Consider the following 18452-nt stretch of genomic DNA (forward strand, 5'->3'; position numbering starts at 1 on the left):
GGAAAAGCGTGTCCCTAGACTGAAGCCTATGGACTCACTTCTGTATGACCTGCCGGCGCTGACCATCCGCCGGATCTCCGTCAGTGAGATGGACAACAACGTGTACCTGCTGACCGCCAAGACCAGCGGCGAGCAGGTGCTGATCGACGCCGCGGACGACCTGCCGGCCATCCGGCAGCTGCTGCAGGAGTCGGCTGCCGATACATCCGCTGCGCCCGGGCTTGCCCTGATCGCCACCACCCACCAGCACTGGGACCACGTCCGGGCGTTGAAGGAGCTGGCGGCAACCACGGGTGCGCCCACTGCAGCAGGAAAGGACGACGCCGACGCGTTGCCTGTTGCCGTGGACCAGCGCCTTGGGCACGGGGACACGGTAGCCGTGGACGGCTTCGAGCTGACGGCAGTCCACCTGCGCGGGCACACCCCCGGATCGATCGCCTTTGTGTACGAAGACCCGGAAGGCCCCACGCACATCTTTTCCGGTGACTCGCTGTTCCCCGGTGGAGTGGGAAACACACAGAAGGATCCGGAGCGTTTCGCCCAGCTTCTCGCCGATGTCAGCGAGCGGTTGTTCGGCGCCTACCCGGACACCGCCGTGGTGCATCCCGGCCACGGCAAGCCGACCACCCTGGGTGCTGAGCGGCCGCACCTCGAAGAGTGGCGCGCCCGCGGCTGGTAGCGTTCAGGCCCCGATGCGCTTGGCAATCTGCGATACGCAAAACCCCGGGCGCTAGTGATACCCCTGGCGCCCGGGATTTTGTACGTCGCCAGCTAATCTGCGCGGCGAAAAACGTAACCTTAGCGGCTGCGGCGTTCGTTGGAGGCCGGAGCCGAAGCACGGCGAGGACCGCTGCGGGCGGGACGGCCGGAGCCGCCGCCGTTGCTTGCACCGTAGGATCCGCCGGAAGTTCCACCGGTGTTCGAGGACCAGACGGCCTTGTTGCCGCCGCTGGCTGCACCTCCACCTGCACCTGCGGAGCGTGAACCGCCGCCGGTCCGGGCACCTGCACCGGCGCCGGCTGCTGCACGCTGGCCCGTTGCCGGACGTCCGCTGCGCTGCCCGCCGGAGGCAGCGGGACGGCCTGAGGAAGCGGGCCGACCGGTGCCGCCGCGGGGAGCGTCGCTGCGGGTGACCCGTGAATCAGTGCGTCCGTCCGAACCACGGCCAGCCGCTGCACGGCCACCTGCCGCGGGGACGTCGTTGCGGTGGGTCGAAGCTGCAGTGCCGCGGCCACGGGCGTTGCGGCGTGCTGCTGCTGCTGCGACGGCGCGGTCCTCGTTCTGCTCGGCCACGCGGTCGAACGCTGCACGGGCTTCAGTGCGGCCTTCGAAAGCGACAGCACGCCGTTCGGCACGGGGTACATCGGTACGGGTGGGCTCAGCCGAAACCCGGCCGCGCCCACCGCGGCCGCCACGGCCGCCTGCGGTGGGTGCCGCCTGGCGGCGTGCGCGTTTGCGCTCGGCGTTCGCACCGGTGGAGGTGCCGCCGCCCTGCTGTGCTGCCTTTTTGGCCAGCAACGCAGCGCGGGTCCGCGGATCGATCTTGTCAGCCATCTCGCCCACCAGATCGGCAACGATGGGCGAGCTGGCGGTGACGCGCTCGAAGTTAACCTCGACGCCTGCGGCCTTCATGAGCTTCTTCACGTCGGTCTGCTGCTCCGGGAGGGTCAACGTGACCACGGTACCGTCGGAACCGGCACGGGCGGTGCGGCCTGAACGGTGCAGGTAAGCCTTGTGCTCGGTGGGCGGGTCGACGTGGATGACCAGTTCGACGTCGTCCACGTGCACGCCGCGGGCAGCGACGTCGGTGGCCACCAGGACGCGGACGTCACCGGAGGAGAACTCGGCGAGGTTGCGGTCGCGGGCGTTCTGCGACAGGTTGCCGTGCAGGTCAACGGCGGGGATCCCGGCGTCGGTAAGGGTCTTGGCCAGCTTGCGGGCGTGGTGCTTGGTCCGCATGAAGAGGACACGGCGGCCGGCGCCGGAGGCGAGCTCCACAATCAGCTGCTTCTTAACGGTCTGGTCGTTGACCACCAGGACGTGGTGCTCCATGGTGGTCACCGCTGCCTGCGGGTCGTCCACAGAGTGCGTGAGCGGGTTGGACAGGTAGCGCTGCACGATCTTGTCCACGCCGTTGTCCAGGGTGGCGGAGAAGAGCAGGCGCTGGCCCTGGCTGGGGGTCATGTCCATGAGCTTCTTCACCACGGGCAGGAAGCCGAGGTCGGCCATGTGGTCGGCCTCGTCCAGGACGGTGATTTCCACGGCCTCGAGGGTGAGGATGCGCTGGCGGATCAGGTCCTCCAGGCGGCCGGGGCAGGCGATGACGATGTCGACGCCGGCACGCAGGGCCTTTTCCTGGCGGGCCTGGGAGATGCCGCCGTAGATCACAGTGGTGTTCAGGCCGGCGGCCTTGGCCAGCGGCTCGATGGTGGCGTTGATCTGGGTGGCCAGCTCGCGGGTGGGTGCAAGGACCAGGCCCATGGGGCGGCCGGGCTTGCGGAAGTGCTTGGCTTCCCGCTCGGCGAGCCGTGCCACCAGCGGGATGGCGAAGGCGATGGTCTTACCGGAACCGGTGCGGCCGCGGCCCAGGACGTCGCGTCCTGCGAGGGTGTCAGGGAGGGTCTTCACCTGGATGGGGAACGGCTCGGTGATTCCCTGTGCGGTGAGGGTGTCGGCAAGGGCTTTGGGCGTGCCGAGGGCAGCAAATGTAGTCAAAGTTCAAAGGTCTTTCAGGCGGTATCCGTGCGGATATCGGCCCCCGACGCCGGTTGGCCCAGGGGGTTCGCCGAAGAAAAGTCAGGTGATCAACCAGCCTGCTGCCGCTTATGCAAAGCGGCGGCCGGGACCAAATGGAACGCGTTCATCGACGCAGGATGTGCCTCTCACATGAAAAAAGCCCCGTCCCCTAAATGAAGGGGTACATGGGCATCACTGCACATCAAGTTCCACCAGTCTAGCATCCTCCGCACACCCCACTTCTCCACCCCTCCCCTGTCCCCTCCCAACTAAGTAGCGCTAAGTGTCGTTCTGGGCTTCCAAAACGACACCTAGCGCTACCTAGTTGGGCGTTGCGAACGCAGCCGCTGCGGGGCAGGGTTGAGGCATGAGCGAACACGCGCCCCACCAGCACGAACACCAGGCAACGCACGACGGCGGCCCCGGCCTTTCCGGGGCCAGCGAAGGTCAGGGGATCCGGGACGCGGCGTCCCTCTGGGACGAGCGGTACCGCAGCAAACCCCAGATCTGGAGCGGCAAGCCAAATCCCCAGCTGGTCCGGGAGGCGGGCGGGCTGCGGCCGGGGCATGCGCTGGACCTGGGCTGCGGCGAAGGTGCGGACGCCATCTGGCTGGCACAACACGGCTGGACCGTCACCGCCGTCGACGTTTCAGCCGTGGCGCTCGAACGTGCGCACGGGCATGAGAAGGCCGCCCTGGCACGGGAGAGCGTGCATGCGGCTGAGGGCGCCATCGCCAGCCGCATCCACTGGCAGCAGGCTGACCTTGAGGAATGGCAGCCCGAAGGGTCGTTCGACCTGGTGACCTCGCAGTTCCTCCACTCCCAGGAACTGGCCTGGCAGGGGCCGCTGCGGAGGGCCGCGGCGGCGGTGAAGCCGGGCGGAACCCTGCTGGTGGTGGGGCACCATCCGCACCGGCTGCCGCCATGGGGCGGGGCGCACACCCACGACGGGATGTTCTACACCGGGGAGCAACTGGTCCAGGAGCTGGGGCTTGACGGGCCCGAATGGCACCTGGAAGTGCAGACCAGCCGCGAGCGGCCGGTCACGGGGCCGGACGGCCAGCACGCCACCATCGCGGACGTGGTGGTGCGAGCCAGCCGGCTCGCATAATTTCAGGCGCCCCGCTCCCGCTTGGCGGAGGTGACCCGGGGCGCGACAGCTGCCGCGGCTACCGCGACCACGGCGGCGAGTCCAAAGACGCCCGCGAAGGATTCCGTCGTCGTCGTAAAGGCCGCGAACACGATGCCGGTGGTGGCCAGCGCGAGCGCGCCGCCCAGGGAGTCTGCGATGGACATGGCCGAGCTGTTGAAGCCCTCGTTCTCCTTGGTGGACAGCGCCAGGGTCATCACGCTCAACCGCGGATAGAGCAGGCCCATGCCGCCGCCGGCGAAGATCCACCCAACGATTGCGACGGCGGCCGGCCAGTGCAGCGCGGTGGTGGCCAGGGCAAGGACCACGGCGCCCAGGACCATCAATGAACCGATGCGGACGGCGCGGCGGTGGGACAACCGCGCACCGAGCCGCCCCTGGACTGCCGACGCGCCCGCCCAGGCCAACGCTCCACCGGTAAGGGTGAGCCCGGCAAAGGTGGGCGAAAAGGCGTACTGCTCAATCAGCAGGTACGGCAAATAGACTTCGGCGCCGAAGAATGCGGCAGAAGCAAGCCCGCGGACCAGGATCACGCTTGGCAGCCCGCGCCCGGCAATGAGCGTGTGCGGCGGCACCAACGGCCGCACGGCCACCAGGGCAACCACGACGGCGGCCACCGCCAGGAGTGCCGGCGCGGCGGGGAGACCGGGAAGCGTGACTTCCCGCGACAGGTTGAGCCCCAGCACGGCAAGCGCCGCCAAAGTGGCCCAGGCAAGGCGGCCAAGGGCCCACGGGGTGGGTGGTTGCCCTGAAGGGACTGACTGTTCCTTGGCGGACGCCATCCCGCGCAGCACCGGCACGATCATCACCAGCGCCGGAATGACCAGGCCCACCACACCCAGGAACACCCAGTGCCAGCTCAACACCTGCGCCACAATTCCGGCTGCGAAGGGCCCCACCAGGGACGGGATCACCCAGGCCGCGGAGAACGCAGCGAAAATCTTGGGGTGCAGCAACCTGGGAAAGATACGGGCCACCAACACGTACAACGCAACGGTCAGCGCACCGCCGCCCAACCCCTGCACCAGCCGGCCCGCCACCAGCAGCGGCATGGAGACGGCGGTGCCCGCGATCAACAGGCCCGCCACGAACAGCGCTACCGACGCATATAGGGGAAAGGCGGGTCCCCGCCGGTCGGACCAGTTTCCTGCCGCCACCATGCCGATGACGCCGGTTGCCAGCGGGCCGGCGAACGCCATGGCGTAAAGGCCTGCACCATTGAGCTCGCGGCTGACCACCGGCATGATGGTGATCACCGCGAGGGATTCGAACGCCGCCAGGAACACCAGCGAGCAAGCACCGATGGTCACCCAGAGGTACGGCCGCTGCAGTATGCCGGCGTGGGGATCGGCGGCTGAAAGGGTTGTCTCGCGCACGCTCCTGGCCCGATCGGTCTTTGGTCTGTCGTGCCAGCATAGCGGCCGGCAGTGGCACGGCAGGCGCTTCCCGCCGGCTCACCCGGCGCTGGCCACCGCCGCGGGGACAATGACCCGTCCGGTGGCCGTGGAGTCCTGGTTCAGCATCCAGCCCACCCGTTTGACCGTACTGAGCATCACCACGCTTTCCACCAGTTCGATCCCGGGAATCCGCTGCTGCAGGGCGAGTTCCGCGTTCATTACATCGGCGAGGGACTGCAGCCACATGATGATCACGAAGTTGGTGCGGCCAGTGGTGGAGGCGCTGAGGCGGACGTTGCGGAGGCCGCGGAGCTCGCCGGCGGCCGCCTCATGCCGCCCCGCCGGTACGTTGGCGAACCACTGGCAGGTTACGGGGTAGCCGGAGAACTTCTGCGCCACTTCGCAGCGGAAGGAGAGCACCCTGCTCGCGAGCACACGGTTCAGCTGGCGCTGCACTGTGGCAGGGTGCCTGCCCAAGGCCCGGGCAATGTCGGCCGCCGTCGCCCGCCCGTCCCTTGCCAGGAAGGGCAGCAGCGCCAGGTGGCTTTCCGGCAAAGGCTCGACGACGGACTCCGGCGGTGCAGATCCTGCCGCTTCCGGCCCGGCCTTGGCCTGCAGCGCGGCAACCTGCGCCCGGTCCAGCACGTTGAGGCGCCAGGCGTAACCGCCGGAGTGCAGCCTGGTGCACAACGACGTCTGGTACTTCAGCAGGCCATCGATGTCCTTCAGCCGGGAGGCCACTGCGGTGGTGAACTCCTCAAGGGACGGGGTGAGGACTGTCAGCATCAGGTCCCGGTTGCTGGCTGCTTCTTCGATCGTGACGATCTCGGGTACGGCAGCCAGGGCCTCCGTCACCTCTTCGCGGCGGTGCATCTCGCAGTCGACGTCGACGAAGGCCAGGCACATCTGCTTTGGGTCGCCCATCAGGTGGGCCGTCACCCATGCGGCACCAGAGCTGCGCACCCGTTCCCACCGCGCTGCCAAGGTGGTGGCGTGCACGCCCAGGATTTCGCCTGCATCCGCCCAGCTCACCCGGGGCGCGATCTCAAGCGCGTTGATGAGGGCGAGGTCCTCCTCGGTCAGTTCCATGGTGTTCATTCTTCCGCGCCGGTGCGTGAAACGAGAACCAGGAGGAGTGCTAATGCATTTTTCGAGCAGTTCCTCCCGTTGTGAAGCAGGTCACGCCACACTGGAAACAGACCATTCTTTGGAGGAGCAGAAATGACCACCACATCCACGGCCAGGGAACTCCAGCCCGAATTGGCCCGGTTCCGCCACGCATTGCACCAGGAGCCGGAAATTGGCCTGGACCTGCCGCGGACGCAGGAAAAGGTCCTTCAGGCGCTGGACGGACTCCCCTACGAAATCACCCTGGGCAAGGAAACGACGTCGGTCACGGCCGTGCTCCGCGGCACCGGCGGCACCTTGGGCGCCGGGGCCGGGCAGGCACAGCAGGCGGGGCAGGGAAAGCAGGCCGCGCCGGCCGTCCTGCTTCGCGCCGACATGGACGCGCTGCCGGTCCAGGAAAAGACCGGAGTGGACTACACCTCCCGGGTGGACGGCGCCATGCACGCCTGCGGCCATGACCTTCATACGGCGATGCTTACCGGTGCCGCCACGCTGCTGGCCGAGAACCGGCACAACCTGGCCGGGGACGTCGTCCTGATGTTCCAGCCCGGAGAGGAAGGGTTTGACGGCGCCAGCTATATGATCCGTGAGGGTGTGCTGGATGCCCCGGGCCGGCGGGTGGACGCCGCGTACGGCATGCACGTGTTTTCCGCCCTGGAACCGCACGGCACCTTCACCACAAAGTCCGGAGTGATGCTCAGTGCCTCCGATGGCCTGGTGGTCACCGTGCTTGGTGCAGGCGGCCATGGTTCGGCCCCGCACGCGGCCAAGGATCCGGTGACTGCGGCCGCCGAGATGGTCACCGCGCTGCAGGTGATGATCACTCGACAATTCAATATGTTCGATCCGGTGGTCCTCTCCGTCGGCGTCCTCCACGCCGGCACCAAGCGGAACGTCATCCCGGAAACCGCGCGGATCGAAGCCACCATACGGACCTTCTCCGAGGCCTCCCGGGAGAAGCTGATGGACTCCATTCCCCGCCTCCTGCAGGGGGTCGCGTCGGCTCATGGCCTTGAGGTCGACGTCGACTACCAGCAGGAGTACCCCCTCACCATCACGGACGAGGACGAGACCCATACCGCCGAGAACGTCATCACGGAGCTGTTCGGTGATTCCCGGCTGTCCCGCTGGGCCACACCCCTCAGCGGCTCGGAGGACTTCTCCAGGGTGCTGGCGGAAGTGCCCGGCACGTTCATCGGGCTCAGCGCCGTCCCCCGCGGCGTGGACCATGCCGCCTCCCCGTTCAACCACTCACCGTACGCAACGTTCGACGACGGCGTGCTGGCCGACGGTGCCGCCCTCTACGCGGAACTCGCCACGCAACGCCTCGCCGCACTTTCCCAGTCCCGCACCAACAACTCCTGATCCACCCTCCCAGGAAGAGAACTGACATGACCACTGTCGCGAACCCGCAGCGCAGCGCGCGCGCAGCAATGCGGAAAACCATCGTTGGTACCGGGATCGGCAACGCCGTGGAGTGGTACGACTGGGCGATCTATGCAACCTTCACCCCCTTCATAGCCAGCCAGTTGTTCAGCAAGGCGGACCCGGCGTCGGCCGTCCTGTCCACGCTGGCCATCTTCGCCGTCGGGTTCGTGGCCCGGCCGTTCGGCGGATTCCTGTTCGGCTGGATCGGTGACCGGGTGGGCCGCAAGACGTCCATGACCCTGGCGGTGGGCCTGGCCTCACTGGGCAGCCTGATGATCGGCGTCGCACCGACGTTCGCGAGCATCGGTGCGTGGGCGTCACTGATGCTGCTGGTGGCCCGGCTGGTACAGGGCCTGGCGCACGGCGGTGAGCTGCCGTCGTCGCAAACGTACCTCTCGGAGATGGCGCCGAAGGAAAAGCGCGGGTTCTGGGCCACCCTGATCTATACATCAGGCACGGTGGGCATCCTGTTCGGCACGCTCCTGGGCGCAGTGCTGAACATGGTGCTCAGCACGGAGGCCATGAACGCGTGGGGCTGGCGCATCCCCTTCCTGATCGGGGCGGTGCTGGGGCTGTACGCACTGATCATGCGGTCCCGGCTGCACGAGACCGCAGCGTTCGAAAGCGAGTCCGTGCGCGAAAAGCGGGCACCGATCTGGCCCCAAATTGTTCGCCACCGCAAGCAGGCCATGCAGGTCATCGGCCTGACCGTGGGCCTCACGGTGATCTACTACATCTGGGGTGTGGTGGCACCGAGCTACGCCACCACCGCACTGAAGATCGACCGCGGTGAGGCCTTGTGGGCCGGCGTCATCGGCAACATTGTGTTCATCGCGGCGCTGCCCTTCTGGGGCAAACTCTCGGACCGCATTGGCCGCAAGAAGGTGCTGTGGTCCGGTGCCATTGGCTCAGCCGTGATGCACTTCCCCATGACCTGGCTGCTGAAGGACTCTGCGTGGCAGCTGGCCGTTGGCATGTCCGTGATGCTGATCTTCATCGCCGCGAGCGCCGCGATTGTGCCGGCCGTGTATGCCGAGCTCTTCCCCACCAGCATCCGTACAGTGGGCGTGGGTGTTCCGTACTCCATCTGCGTGGCGCTCTTCGGCGGCACCGCCCCCTACCTGCAGCAGTGGCTGGGCACGACCCTGCAGCTGCCCGACCTCTTCAACGTCTACGCCGTGCTGCTGCTGGTGGTCAGTGCCTTGTTCGTGTTCACCATCCCGGAGACCAAGGGCAAGGACCTTACCCACTAGTTCCCCCATGTAAGTAGCAGTAAGTGCCGTTATGAACGCTCATAACGACACTTACTGCTACCTAGTTGGGTCCCCGACGAAGCGGTTCCGTCCGGCCCGGTATCCGAAGACCGCCGCGAGCAGGCCCACAACAAGGAACAGGACACCTGCCGCCGTGAAGGATCCCGTCGTTTGGTGCAGCTGGCCCACCATCAGGGTTCCCGTCGACCCGAGTCCGTAGCCCACGCCCTGCATCATCCCGGACAGGTGCGCGGCAGTGTGCCCGTCCCGGGTCCGCAGCATGATCATGGTCAGCGCCACCGCGGTGAGGCTTCCCTGGCCCAAACCCAGCAGACCTGCCCATACCCAGACCAGCTCAAGCGGCCCGAAAATGCTCAGCGCGAAGCCTCCGCCGGTCATCAGCGCCACCACGGTGTTGATGGCCCGCTGGTCCCGGAGCCTCGCCGCGAGGGCCGGGGCGAAGAGCGAGCCGAGCATTTGCAGCACGATGCACACGGACACGATCAGCCCGGCCGTGGCACCGTCCACTCCCCGTTCCCGCAGGATGGGTGCCAGCCAGGCGAACACGCTGAAGGACATCATGGCCTGGAGCACCATAAAGATGGTGACCTGCCACGCAACCGCCGAGCGCCAGACGTTTACCCCCTCTTTCACCGGCTGGTGCCGGACGGGGTGCTGGCGTAACGCCAGCGGCAGGAACAGGAAAAGGACGACGGCGGCGGGCAGCGCCCAGAACCACAGCGCCAGGGTCCACTGGCCCGTCGCCGTGTAGACGGGGTAGGTAAAGCCGGCTCCCAAGGCGGCAGAGGCGCAGATGGCCGTGGTGTAGAGCCCGCCCATGAGGCCCAGCCGGTGCGGGAAGTCCCGCTTGACCAGCCCCGGCAGCAGCACGTTGCAGAGGGCGATTGCGGCGCCACAGGCGGCTGTCCCGGCAAGGAGGGCGGGCAGGTGCACTGGTCCCGGCAGATCTCCGGTTGGAGGCCACGGCAGCGCGGCCGGGCGCAGCAGAAGCCCAGCCGTCAACAAAGCCATGGCTCCCAGCAGCACGCGCTCGGCACCGAACCGGCGGGCCAGCACCGGGGCCAGGGGCGCAAACACACCCAGCAGCGTCACCGGGACAGTGGTCAGCACCACCACCGCCCAACCGGGCAGTGCGGCCTGCGAGGTGACCTCGGGAAGCACCGCCGAGAAGCTGGAGAAGACCGTGCGCAGGTTCAGGCCGATCAGGACCAGGCACAGGCCCAGGTACACCAAGCTTCTCCGGCTTCCCACCACGGTTGGTTCCGGCGCCGGCAACCCATCAATCTCGGCGTCCACCAGGTTGTCGGGGTGGGGCTTCCCCGGCGGCTTGGCGCGCCGGTCCCTCTTCGCCGCAGCACTCGTCGCTTCCGTCACCTGCCCATTCTTTCAGGACGGTTGGCGGGCGGGTTATCCACATAGGACCCCGCACGCTTCCTGCCAGGGCAACTCGCGGCCATAGCTTTGGAAGCATGAACGACACAGAAACGCCCAATCAACCGAAGGAAACTCGTGGACAGCCCGCCGCCAGATGAGGCTGAATCGGCAAACGGGCCAATCCAACCGGAAACACGGGTTGCAGCGGAAGCCCGGAAGGCCCGTTATGAGCGCAAGGCAACTGCGAGCGTTTTATTGGCAGTCCTTGCCCTTGTCAGCATGATTGTTACTGCTCCGTTGGCAATGTTTGCCATGCTTGCCACTTACCCTTCCACCGGGCCGTCCCCAATGCCCTGGGTGGCGCCTTTGGTCTTCTTCAGTCTTCCCCTCCTGTTTGCTTTGCCCTCCCTGGTGTTGGCAATTTCCGTGCTCAGGAACTCCCGGGATCCTTCGCCAGACCGGTCCTCGGCGGCGTTCGCCTTATGCATCGCCGGATTGGTCTTCGTCCTGGCTTTGGGGCCTGCACTGGATCAATTGGGAAACCAATAATTAGATCAGTTCAGCCGCCGGTATTCTGAAGGGGATGAGTGAATCCCCAGAAACCCCCCAGCCGCAGCATGTCCCGAGGCCGGTTACCCCCGGAACCCAGGCTTCCTACGGCACGTACGGCGGCCGGCCCGTCAGCTTCGTCCGCCGCGGTACACGCCTGCAGGGACGCCGGCAGGCGGCGTGGGAACTCCATGCCGAGCGTTGGGCCGTGAACGTCCCCCGGCACGTAGCCAACACATCAGTCCATCCGGACTACACCTTCGACGCCGAGGCGGAGTTCGGCCGTAAGGCGCCGCTCATCGTCGAGATCGGCTCAGGCCTGGGTGACGCCATTTGCCACGCTGCCGAGCAGAACCCGGACAACGACTTCCTCGCCGTGGAGGTCTACACTCCCGGACTGGCAAACACCATCATCAAGATCAACAGCCGCGGACTGAGCAATGTCAGGGTTGTCGAGGCCAACGCACCCGAGGTCTTGGCCACCATGCTCCCGGGGGGTTCGGTCAGCGAGTTGTGGGTCTTCTTTCCCGATCCCTGGCACAAATCCCGCCACCACAAGCGGCGCCTCATCCAACCCGAGTTCGCGGACCTCGCTGCCCGCGCCCTGAAGCCGGGCGGGCTATGGCGGATTGCCACGGACTGGTCCAACTACGCGGTCCATGTCCGCGACGTTCTGGCGGATTCGAAGGACTTTGAAAACCTGCACACCGGCGAGCGCCGCGGACCGGAAAGTCCGCTGACGCAGGTGTGGCAGTCCGGCGTGGAATCTGTGGTGGGCGGCGCCCCGGTCCGTGAAGGCCGCGCACCGGTCAGCACGGAACACACCGGGCCCAACGAAGGTGTGGATGAAACGGGCGGCTGGGCCCCCAGGTTCGAGGGCCGGATCCGGACCAGCTTTGAAAGCAAGGCCCACGAAGCCGGGCGGCTTATTTTTGATCTCTGCTACCGCCGCCGATAATTCCAGGGCTGCCACCTCCGGCCGCTAACCCCGCGCACCATCAGCCCACCTTGAGGGGATGCCACACAGACTGCCGTGTAATCCACATAGTCCTGACGGATCACTGGCCCGCACCATCACCGCGTGGCACGATTGCCCTTATGCGGGGAACGCACCATCCGCGTATCCGCGCCAGCACAAGGGGAACAGCCATCAAAAGAGAATTAAGACAGGCCGCAGATGCGGCTGAGAACGCCACCAACTCCCCCACCCTGGAACTGCTGGCGAGGGCGGGATTTGCGGCGAGCGGCATCCTGCACCTTTTGGTGGGGGCCATCGCGATCCGGCTGGCCATGGGTGGTACGGGCAACGCTGACATCAGTGGTGCCGTGGCTGAACTCGCCACCCAGCCTGCGGGACCTTTCCTGTTGTGGGCCAGCTTCGCCGCCTGCGCAGCCCTCGCGCTGTGGCAGACCAGTGATGCCATCTTCGACTACAACCGGTTGCCCACCAAGGAAAAGGCTGGAAAGAAGGCGAAAGCAGCGGCGCAGGCAGTGGTATTCGCCGGGCTTGCCTTGACGCTGATGTCCTTCGCGATGGGCTCCGGTTCAGGCGGGGACAACCAGCAGGCGGCGAGCGACCTTACCGCCGCCGTGATGAAGGCCCCCGGCGGCGTAGCGCTGCTGGTCCTGCTGGGCGTGGGCATTGCCGTCACGGGCGTGGTGTACGGCATCCGCGGCCTGCGGAAATCGTTCGAAAAGCATCTGGCGATGCCCTCGTCCCCCACCGCACGGACCGCCGCCACGGTGCTGGGTGTAACCGGGTATGTGGCCAAGGGCATTGTGCTGCTGCTGGCCGGGCTGCTCATTGCCATCGCCACGGTGCAGGCGCACCCTGAGGAGTCCACGGGACTGGACGGCGGGCTTCGGGCGCTCCGCGACCAGCCCTTCGGGGTGTACCTCCTGGCAGCAGTAGGTGCAGGGCTGATCTGCTACGGCGCCTACATGATCGTCCGGGCCCGCCTGGCAAAAATGAACCGGTAGCGGCCTGCCGCGGCCGGCTCCCCCCGCAGGAGGGTGCCACTGCGGCCAGGTCCGGGCCATGCCCCGGCCCGTCCCGCCCAGGTATGTGCTGGACTATGGCACGTGCCGGGCTACGGCACGGTGATGACCGCGACGGCGTTCTGGGTGCCGTCCCGCAGTTCCACACTCGAAATGCTCGCCAGCTGGATGGGCGTTGCTCCGGTGACCCTGACCCGGCCGCTCGGAGTGGCAGTCCAGGCACAAGCCCGGTCCTCACCGCCCGCGCGGTCACGCACCCACAGCGACAATGTGCCGTCGGCAGGGAGGCTGCTGCCATTGACCGCGAGCTCGGTTCCCCAGGTCTTCCGTGCCAGGTCGATGCTGAACTGCAGGCCACCTCCCGACTGCACGGAATAGCTCGCGTCCGGCTGCGCCGGCCGGCTGAGGACCGGAGCCACCGCCAATCCCACGGCGAGGCAGGCTGCGGCGACCACCCCCACCAGAGCCGCCCACCGCCGTCGTGCCTTACGACGGCGGCGCGACAGTTCGGCGAGGAGGAACGCCGGGGCCCCGGCTGCAGGGGCGGCGGAAGCACCCGGTCCCGCCGAAACGGCGGTGAGCGCCACCGCCTCCGGCACCGGGAGGGCGTCCAGCAACGCAGGCACTTTCTCCAGCCGGAGAAGCTCGTCCCGGCATTTTGCACACTCCTGCAGGTGCGATCCGAATTTCCGCAAATCCTCGGCGTCCAGTCCGCCCAGAAGATAGGCACCCAGCAAGTAGTGCAGCTCGGCAGCGTTCACCGTTCCACCCCCATCTCGTCCAGGATGGTCCGTAGCGCCCGCACAGCGTAATAGGCGCGGGATTTCACCGTTCCGGTGGGAATATTCAGCTGCACCGCCGCCTCGCTTACGGTAAAGCGGCGGTAGTGCAGGGCCACCAGTACGTCCCGGTGTTCAGTGGTGAGTCGGAGCAGGGCTTCCTCGATCAGTACCCTGTTCAACAGCTCATCTATGCGCTCAACAGCATCGGCGGAGTCGGCGAGTCCGTCGTGAAGGGCCTCTGCCGGGCGGCGCTGTGCCCGGCGGTAGTTGTCGATCATGATGTTCCTGGCCGTCCGGAAAAGATAGCTGCGGAGGCTTCCGGTGACCTCCGGCGCGTGCTGCCAGACGCGGAGCACGGTTTCCTGGACCACGTCCTCGGCCAGCTGCGGATCCCGGGAGGCGCTGAGCACAAAGCGGCGCAGGGCGGGGCCGTGCTCGCGGTAGATGGACTCCACAACGTCCTCGTCAAGCGGCATTCGAAGGACCTCCGTCCCAAGCCTCCTGCACGGCACTTCCGCGCTCCCCGGTTGGTACGACGTCCGCAGCCGGAGTTTGGTTCATTGTGAACCATTCTTCACCCGGATGCGTCGTACTGGTTAGCGTCCGGCGATCCGACGTCGGGCACGAGCCAAGGAGCAAACCTATGAAAAAGCATCTGGGCGCAGGCCTCGCCATCCTGGCCCTGACGGCGGCCCTGACCGGCTGCGGCGGTGGCACCGGAACAACTCCAGCAGCCACCAGCCCCGCTGTCACGGCAGGCTCACCTCTCGCTTCTGCAACCGCGCCCGCTGCCTCTGTTTCTCCGCCCTCAGCAACATCAACTTCAACCGCAGCGGCCGGTGTCGACCTTATGACAGCGTCCTCCAGCGCAGGGGACATTGTGGTGGACGGCAAGGGGATGAGCGTCTACTTCTTCACAAAGGACGTGAAGGATTCCGGAACCAGCGCTTGCACAGGAGGGTGCCTGACCGCGTGGCCCCCGCTCACCACCACTTCTGATACGCCCAAGGTCGAAGGGGTGACCGGGGCCGTGGGAACCATCACGACGCCGGACGGCGCAAAGCAGGTGACCTTGAACGGCATGCCGCTGTACTACTTCGCCAAGGACACCAAGGCCGGTGACATCCTTGGCCAGGGCGTCAACGATGTCTGGTACCTGGCGGATCCCTCCGGCGAAATGATCAAGATGGGAGCTTCCAAATAGCCCTATGGGGACGGTGAGCCGGGTGCCGGCGCCGTCATGGGAGCGGAACTGCCGGCAGCGTCGCGGGCAGCGGAACTTGTGGCGGAACCGGCACTTCCGGCGAGCCGCCGAGGCCATCGGCAATGTGGCCGGGTACAGCGCCTGGCAGGGTTTCTGAAGCGGGGACTTCCCCGGGTTCCCCCGGGGAAGTCCGCTGGCCGTCAGCGGTCTCCGGCGCAACTAAACCGTTCGACGACGGGGCGGCGGTCGGTTGCGCCACTGCGGCGGGGTCCGACGGGATGGAGGTTGGGCTGCCGGATGAAGTGCCGGCAGGTGCTGCACCGGCCGGCATGGTAGGCAAAGGCATCGAGGGCTGTTCGCCCGGGGTGTCTGCAGGTGCTTCGCCGGAACCGGTGATGAAGGAAGTGACAACCTGGTTCAACTGGGTGAACGAGTCACGGATGGATTGGTCTGATGCGGCAGCAACTGCGCCGCCGGCACCCAGCGAGACCGCCACTGACAGGGCGGTAAGGGTGATCCGGCGCTTGGCCCTTCGACGGGCAGCAAGCTCATCAGTGGCAGGTGCAGGCACTTCGACGGCAAGCACTTCGACCGCGGCGGCTTCAGTCGTGCGAGCAGCAGGCTCGACGGCGGAGACGTCGGTCTGCGGGGCTGCTGCAGCAATTGCGTCTTCGGCGAGTTCGGCGTCAACAGGAGGCGCCACGTTGGTGCCTGCCATCAGGGCCAGCAGTTCGGCAGAAGGCTCCGGTGCAGCAGAGCCCAGGGCCCGAAGCTCGAGAAGGACGGGGCGGAGCTGGGTATCGCCGCCCAGGTCCGCCTCCAGCAGCAGCTGGTCGACGGATCCGTTACGGCGGGATCCTGCGGTGTCACTCATGGTTTGCCTGGTTTCTTTTGAGCGTCTGTGCCTTGAGATTTTGAAGGGCCCGGCGCTGGAGCTGCTTGATTGCCCCTTCGCTCTTGCCCATGATGCCGGCCACCTGTTCTATGGACAGGTCGGCCACCACCCGCAGGGCAAGCACTTCCTGGTGTTCGTCACTGAGCCCGTCCAGCAGTGCGGCAGCCGCGCAGTTCAGCTCCACCGCACAGTGTTCTGCGGAGGGGGTGCTCCGGCTGTCCTGCAGAGGGTCGTAGGGAGTCAGCTGGGGCCGGCGTTCCAGCCGCCGGTAGTGGTCCACCATTCGGGCGTGGGCAATATAGAAGATCAATGACTTGGCCCCCTGCAGCCCACCGGTGAGGCCGCCGATCTGCGGGAAGAACGCGAGGAACACGTCCTGGGTCACCGCTTCGGGATCGTCGACGCCGCGTGCTTTGAGGTAGCCCAGCACCGGGCCTGCGAAGGACCGGTAGGCAACGCCGAACACCGCAGCCGGGTCGGCTCCGTCTGCGTCATCGAATATGTCTATTTCTTCTTGGGCCAAAGTGTCTAGCACCGGTGGCTCCTCCATCCCGGAACACGGCCATGCCCATCCCTGTGTAGGGTGCGGTCCTGCGGGTCCTGCTCTTGCTTTCCTGCTGCCTTCCGGCAGGTGTGTCCGGGCTGAATTACGGGCCGGCCTGCCCGGCGGCCGGGACCATTCCTGAAAGGGCGCAATTCCTGGAATCCTGGACTGCCGTACTGCGGGAAACGGAGCGTATGCCGTTTCCCGCAGTACACCCTAGCTAACGCCGCTTAGTGGACTGAAACTGACGGCGCGTCCACAGCTGCGCTGCCGCCGTCGACGGATGCAGCAGGAATCTCGGGAACTGCAGGGACGGCCGGAACTGCAGGCTCGCCGTCGATACCCGGTACAGCGGGGACGGCCGGAACAGCAGGAACCTCGGGACGCTCAACCCCAACAGCGGCGGTACCACCGGCTGCGGTGCCTGCTTCTGCGGCGGCCTCAGCCTCCGCTGCGACGACGGTGCAGAAGCTTTCGATGTTCGTTTCCCCTTGGGCTGCGATGGCCAGCGAGGAGAAGCCTTCGGAAGAAGCGTTCAGGCCACCGTTGGCGAAAGCGGTGCAGAGGCCCAGGGCTGCTGCACCGGCTGCATCAACGGCCGTACCGGCTGCGGCGGATGCGGATGCCTTGGCTGCGACGTCCCGGTCAGAAACGGCGGCCTCCCCTGCGGCGTCTGCGTCTGCGTTTGCGTCTGCGTCGACGGAGGCGTTGGTGGTGGCATCGGCCGCGGCGTCCGCGGTTGCCTTCGTGTCAGCGGCGGCTTCTGCTGCCAACTGCGGAGCCGGTGCGCCGAAGAGGTCGTGGGCGCTCTGCTGCGCTTCGGCCGGGAGAACGCCGGAAACAGCGGCGGCGCCGGTTCCGCCGACGGCAAGGGTGCCGGCTGCCAGTATTCCGGCGGCAACTTTGCTGGTGGCGAGAACGGTGAACAACGACATAAGACACTCCAAAAACGTAGACAACATATGCGATGCAGGTCCGCCTGGCGGACCCATCACCTCCTACATCGCGGCGGACGGCGGAAAGGTTACGGACGACCAAAATCTTTTTTTGCGGTGGTGTCAGCAGCCTCATGGCAACAGGCAGTGGGCAACGGGCAGCGGCCAGCGGCCAGCGGGGTTGAGGGGCGGCGCTACCATCGATGCATGCCTACGATCCCCGAATCCCAGAAGAAGGCCAGCACCTGGCAGTCGATGGTGGACAGCAACAAAGCCCTCCTTCTGCGAAAGACCGGCGAAGACACAACCTACTGGGTTGGGAAGGCCCGCGCCGCCGGCATCCGTAACGACGGCGAACTCCGCACCTGGATGCGCGACGGCTTCGGCGTGACCGGGTACCCCCAATACGCAGTGTCATGGGAGATGTTCGGCTACCCGGAATTTATGCTGCGCGACGCCGACGAGCTGATTGACGGGCAGTACGCCAACCACCCACAACTGAGGCCCATCGCGGATGCCCTGCTGGCATGGGCGTCCGCAACCGACGGTGTGGAGATCCAGATGCGGAAGGGCTACGTATCCCTCCACAGCGCCCGGCGTAAGTTCGCCCAGGTTACGCGGACCACCAACACTGCAGTAGACGTGACGCTCCGGCTTGACGCCCCTGCGGAGGGCCGACTCGAAACGGCCAGGACCCGGTCCGATGACCCCTTCACCCGCAGGGTGCGCCTTACGGCAGCCGACCAGGTGGATGACGAACTTTTTGGCATCCTGGCCGTGGCCCTAAAGCAGAATAGTTAAGCGGCAGAACAGTTAAGCGGCAGAACAGCTGAAGCGGCTGCCGCACGGCGCAGGTGGCCTTGAGGGCAGTGATTTTGTCCCCCTCCAGCAGCTCCACAAACTCGCCGTCGAGCTCCTCCATCCGTAAGGACGGCGTCGGGCGTCTCCCCTAGGTCATCCAGGCCGCCGTCGAGGTAGTGCTCCGGCTCCCCCCAAATTCCCTTCATCAATCTATTGACCCGCCGGCTGCGCCATGAAACCATGATGAGCAGTTGTGA

The 18452-nt window shown here is 66.5% G+C and carries 18 protein-coding genes; 9 read left to right on the plus strand and 9 right to left on the minus strand.

Annotated elements, in window-relative coordinates; genetic code table 11:
* Nucleotides 1-28: 28 nt before the first annotated feature.
* Complete coding sequence (locus tag M1D93_RS18060) at nt 29-679, plus strand: MBL fold metallo-hydrolase (RefSeq protein ID WP_461172828.1); 651 nt, start codon at nt 29-31, stop codon at nt 677-679.
* A gap of 119 nt (nt 680-798) precedes the next feature.
* Here M1D93_RS18060 and M1D93_RS18065 read toward each other — a convergent pair whose 3' ends face one another.
* Nucleotides 799-2715 (minus strand): DEAD/DEAH box helicase, encoded by a 1917-nt coding sequence (locus tag M1D93_RS18065; RefSeq protein ID WP_461172829.1) that lies wholly within the window; start codon nt 2713-2715, stop codon nt 799-801.
* A gap of 388 nt (nt 2716-3103) precedes the next feature.
* On the opposite strand from M1D93_RS18065, the gene M1D93_RS18070 reads away from it, so the two are divergent.
* Entirely contained in the window at nt 3104-3847 is a 744-nt protein-coding gene (locus M1D93_RS18070) for a class I SAM-dependent methyltransferase (protein WP_461172830.1), read from the plus strand.
* A gap of 2 nt (nt 3848-3849) precedes the next feature.
* Here the strand turns inward: M1D93_RS18070 and M1D93_RS18075 are convergent, their stop codons facing one another.
* Both M1D93_RS18075 and M1D93_RS18080 read right to left on the minus strand, forming a co-directional pair.
* Complete coding sequence (locus M1D93_RS18075) at nt 3850-5262, minus strand: MFS transporter (RefSeq protein WP_461172831.1); 1413 nt, start codon at nt 5260-5262, stop codon at nt 3850-3852.
* 78 nt (nt 5263-5340) lie between these two features.
* Complete coding sequence (locus tag M1D93_RS18080) at nt 5341-6372, minus strand: Lrp/AsnC family transcriptional regulator (protein WP_461172832.1); 1032 nt, start codon at nt 6370-6372, stop codon at nt 5341-5343.
* Nucleotides 6373-6504: 132 nt separating this feature from the next.
* Here M1D93_RS18080 and M1D93_RS18085 point away from each other — a divergent pair, with 132 nt between their 5' ends.
* Nucleotides 6505-7776: a M20 metallopeptidase family protein gene (locus M1D93_RS18085; RefSeq protein WP_461172833.1), complete on the plus strand. Its 1272-nt coding sequence runs from the start codon at nt 6505-6507 to the stop codon at nt 7774-7776.
* Between the two features lie 26 nt (nt 7777-7802).
* Nucleotides 7803-9092 (plus strand): MFS transporter, encoded by a 1290-nt coding sequence (locus M1D93_RS18090; protein ID WP_461172834.1) that lies wholly within the window; start codon nt 7803-7805, stop codon nt 9090-9092.
* Between the two features lie 57 nt (nt 9093-9149).
* Here M1D93_RS18090 and M1D93_RS18095 read toward each other — a convergent pair whose 3' ends face one another.
* The gene (locus tag M1D93_RS18095) at nt 9150-10487 is read right to left on the minus strand and encodes an MFS transporter (protein ID WP_461172835.1); all 1338 of its coding nucleotides are present in this window, start codon (nt 10485-10487) and stop codon (nt 9150-9152) included.
* Nucleotides 10488-10622: 135 nt separating this feature from the next.
* On the opposite strand from M1D93_RS18095, the gene M1D93_RS18100 reads away from it, so the two are divergent.
* From M1D93_RS18100 to M1D93_RS18110, 3 genes are all read left to right on the plus strand, one after another.
* On the plus strand, nt 10623-11036 hold the full coding sequence (locus M1D93_RS18100) for a hypothetical protein (RefSeq protein WP_461172836.1): 414 nt from the start codon (nt 10623-10625) through the stop codon (nt 11034-11036).
* A 34-nt stretch (nt 11037-11070) separates the two neighbouring features.
* A complete protein-coding gene (gene trmB, locus M1D93_RS18105; protein ID WP_461172837.1) occupies nt 11071-11994 on the plus strand; it encodes a tRNA (guanosine(46)-N7)-methyltransferase TrmB in 924 nt (307 codons plus the stop codon).
* 140 nt (nt 11995-12134) lie between these two features.
* Nucleotides 12135-13016, plus strand: coding sequence for a DUF1206 domain-containing protein (locus M1D93_RS18110; RefSeq protein ID WP_461172838.1), 882 nt, complete (start codon nt 12135-12137; stop codon nt 13014-13016).
* A 110-nt stretch (nt 13017-13126) separates the two neighbouring features.
* On the opposite strand, the gene M1D93_RS18115 is transcribed toward M1D93_RS18110, so the two are convergent.
* Entirely contained in the window at nt 13127-13795 is a 669-nt protein-coding gene (locus M1D93_RS18115; RefSeq protein WP_461172839.1) for a zf-HC2 domain-containing protein, read from the minus strand.
* Entirely contained in the window at nt 13792-14292 is a 501-nt protein-coding gene (locus tag M1D93_RS18120) for a sigma-70 family RNA polymerase sigma factor (protein WP_461172840.1), read from the minus strand. Before M1D93_RS18120 ends, M1D93_RS18115 begins: the two co-directional genes overlap by 4 nt.
* Nucleotides 14293-14459: 167 nt before the next feature.
* Between M1D93_RS18120 and M1D93_RS18125 the strand changes: the two genes are divergently transcribed.
* A complete protein-coding gene (locus M1D93_RS18125; RefSeq protein WP_461172841.1) occupies nt 14460-15020 on the plus strand; it encodes a COG4315 family predicted lipoprotein in 561 nt (186 codons plus the stop codon).
* Nucleotides 15021-15054: 34 nt separating this feature from the next.
* Here the strand turns inward: M1D93_RS18125 and M1D93_RS18130 are convergent, their stop codons facing one another.
* The 3 genes from M1D93_RS18130 to M1D93_RS18140 all read right to left on the minus strand — a co-directional run bounded on the left by M1D93_RS18130 (nt 15055) and on the right by M1D93_RS18140 (nt 17394).
* Nucleotides 15055-15894 carry a hypothetical protein gene (locus tag M1D93_RS18130; protein WP_461172842.1) on the minus strand — a complete coding sequence of 280 codons (840 nt, stop codon included), beginning with the start codon at nt 15892-15894 and terminating at the stop codon, nt 15055-15057.
* Entirely contained in the window at nt 15887-16465 is a 579-nt protein-coding gene (locus M1D93_RS18135; protein ID WP_461172843.1) for an RNA polymerase sigma factor, read from the minus strand. Before M1D93_RS18135 ends, M1D93_RS18130 begins: the two co-directional genes overlap by 8 nt.
* A gap of 224 nt (nt 16466-16689) precedes the next feature.
* Nucleotides 16690-17394: a protein tyrosine phosphatase gene (locus M1D93_RS18140; RefSeq protein ID WP_461172844.1), complete on the minus strand. Its 705-nt coding sequence runs from the start codon at nt 17392-17394 to the stop codon at nt 16690-16692.
* Between the two features lie 207 nt (nt 17395-17601).
* Between M1D93_RS18140 and M1D93_RS18145 the strand changes: the two genes are divergently transcribed.
* Entirely contained in the window at nt 17602-18195 is a 594-nt protein-coding gene (locus tag M1D93_RS18145; protein WP_461172845.1) for a DUF5655 domain-containing protein, read from the plus strand.
* The last annotated feature ends 257 nt before the right edge of the window (nt 18196-18452 follow it).

The sequence above is a fragment of the Arthrobacter sp. Z1-9 genome (genome assembly GCF_054792695.1).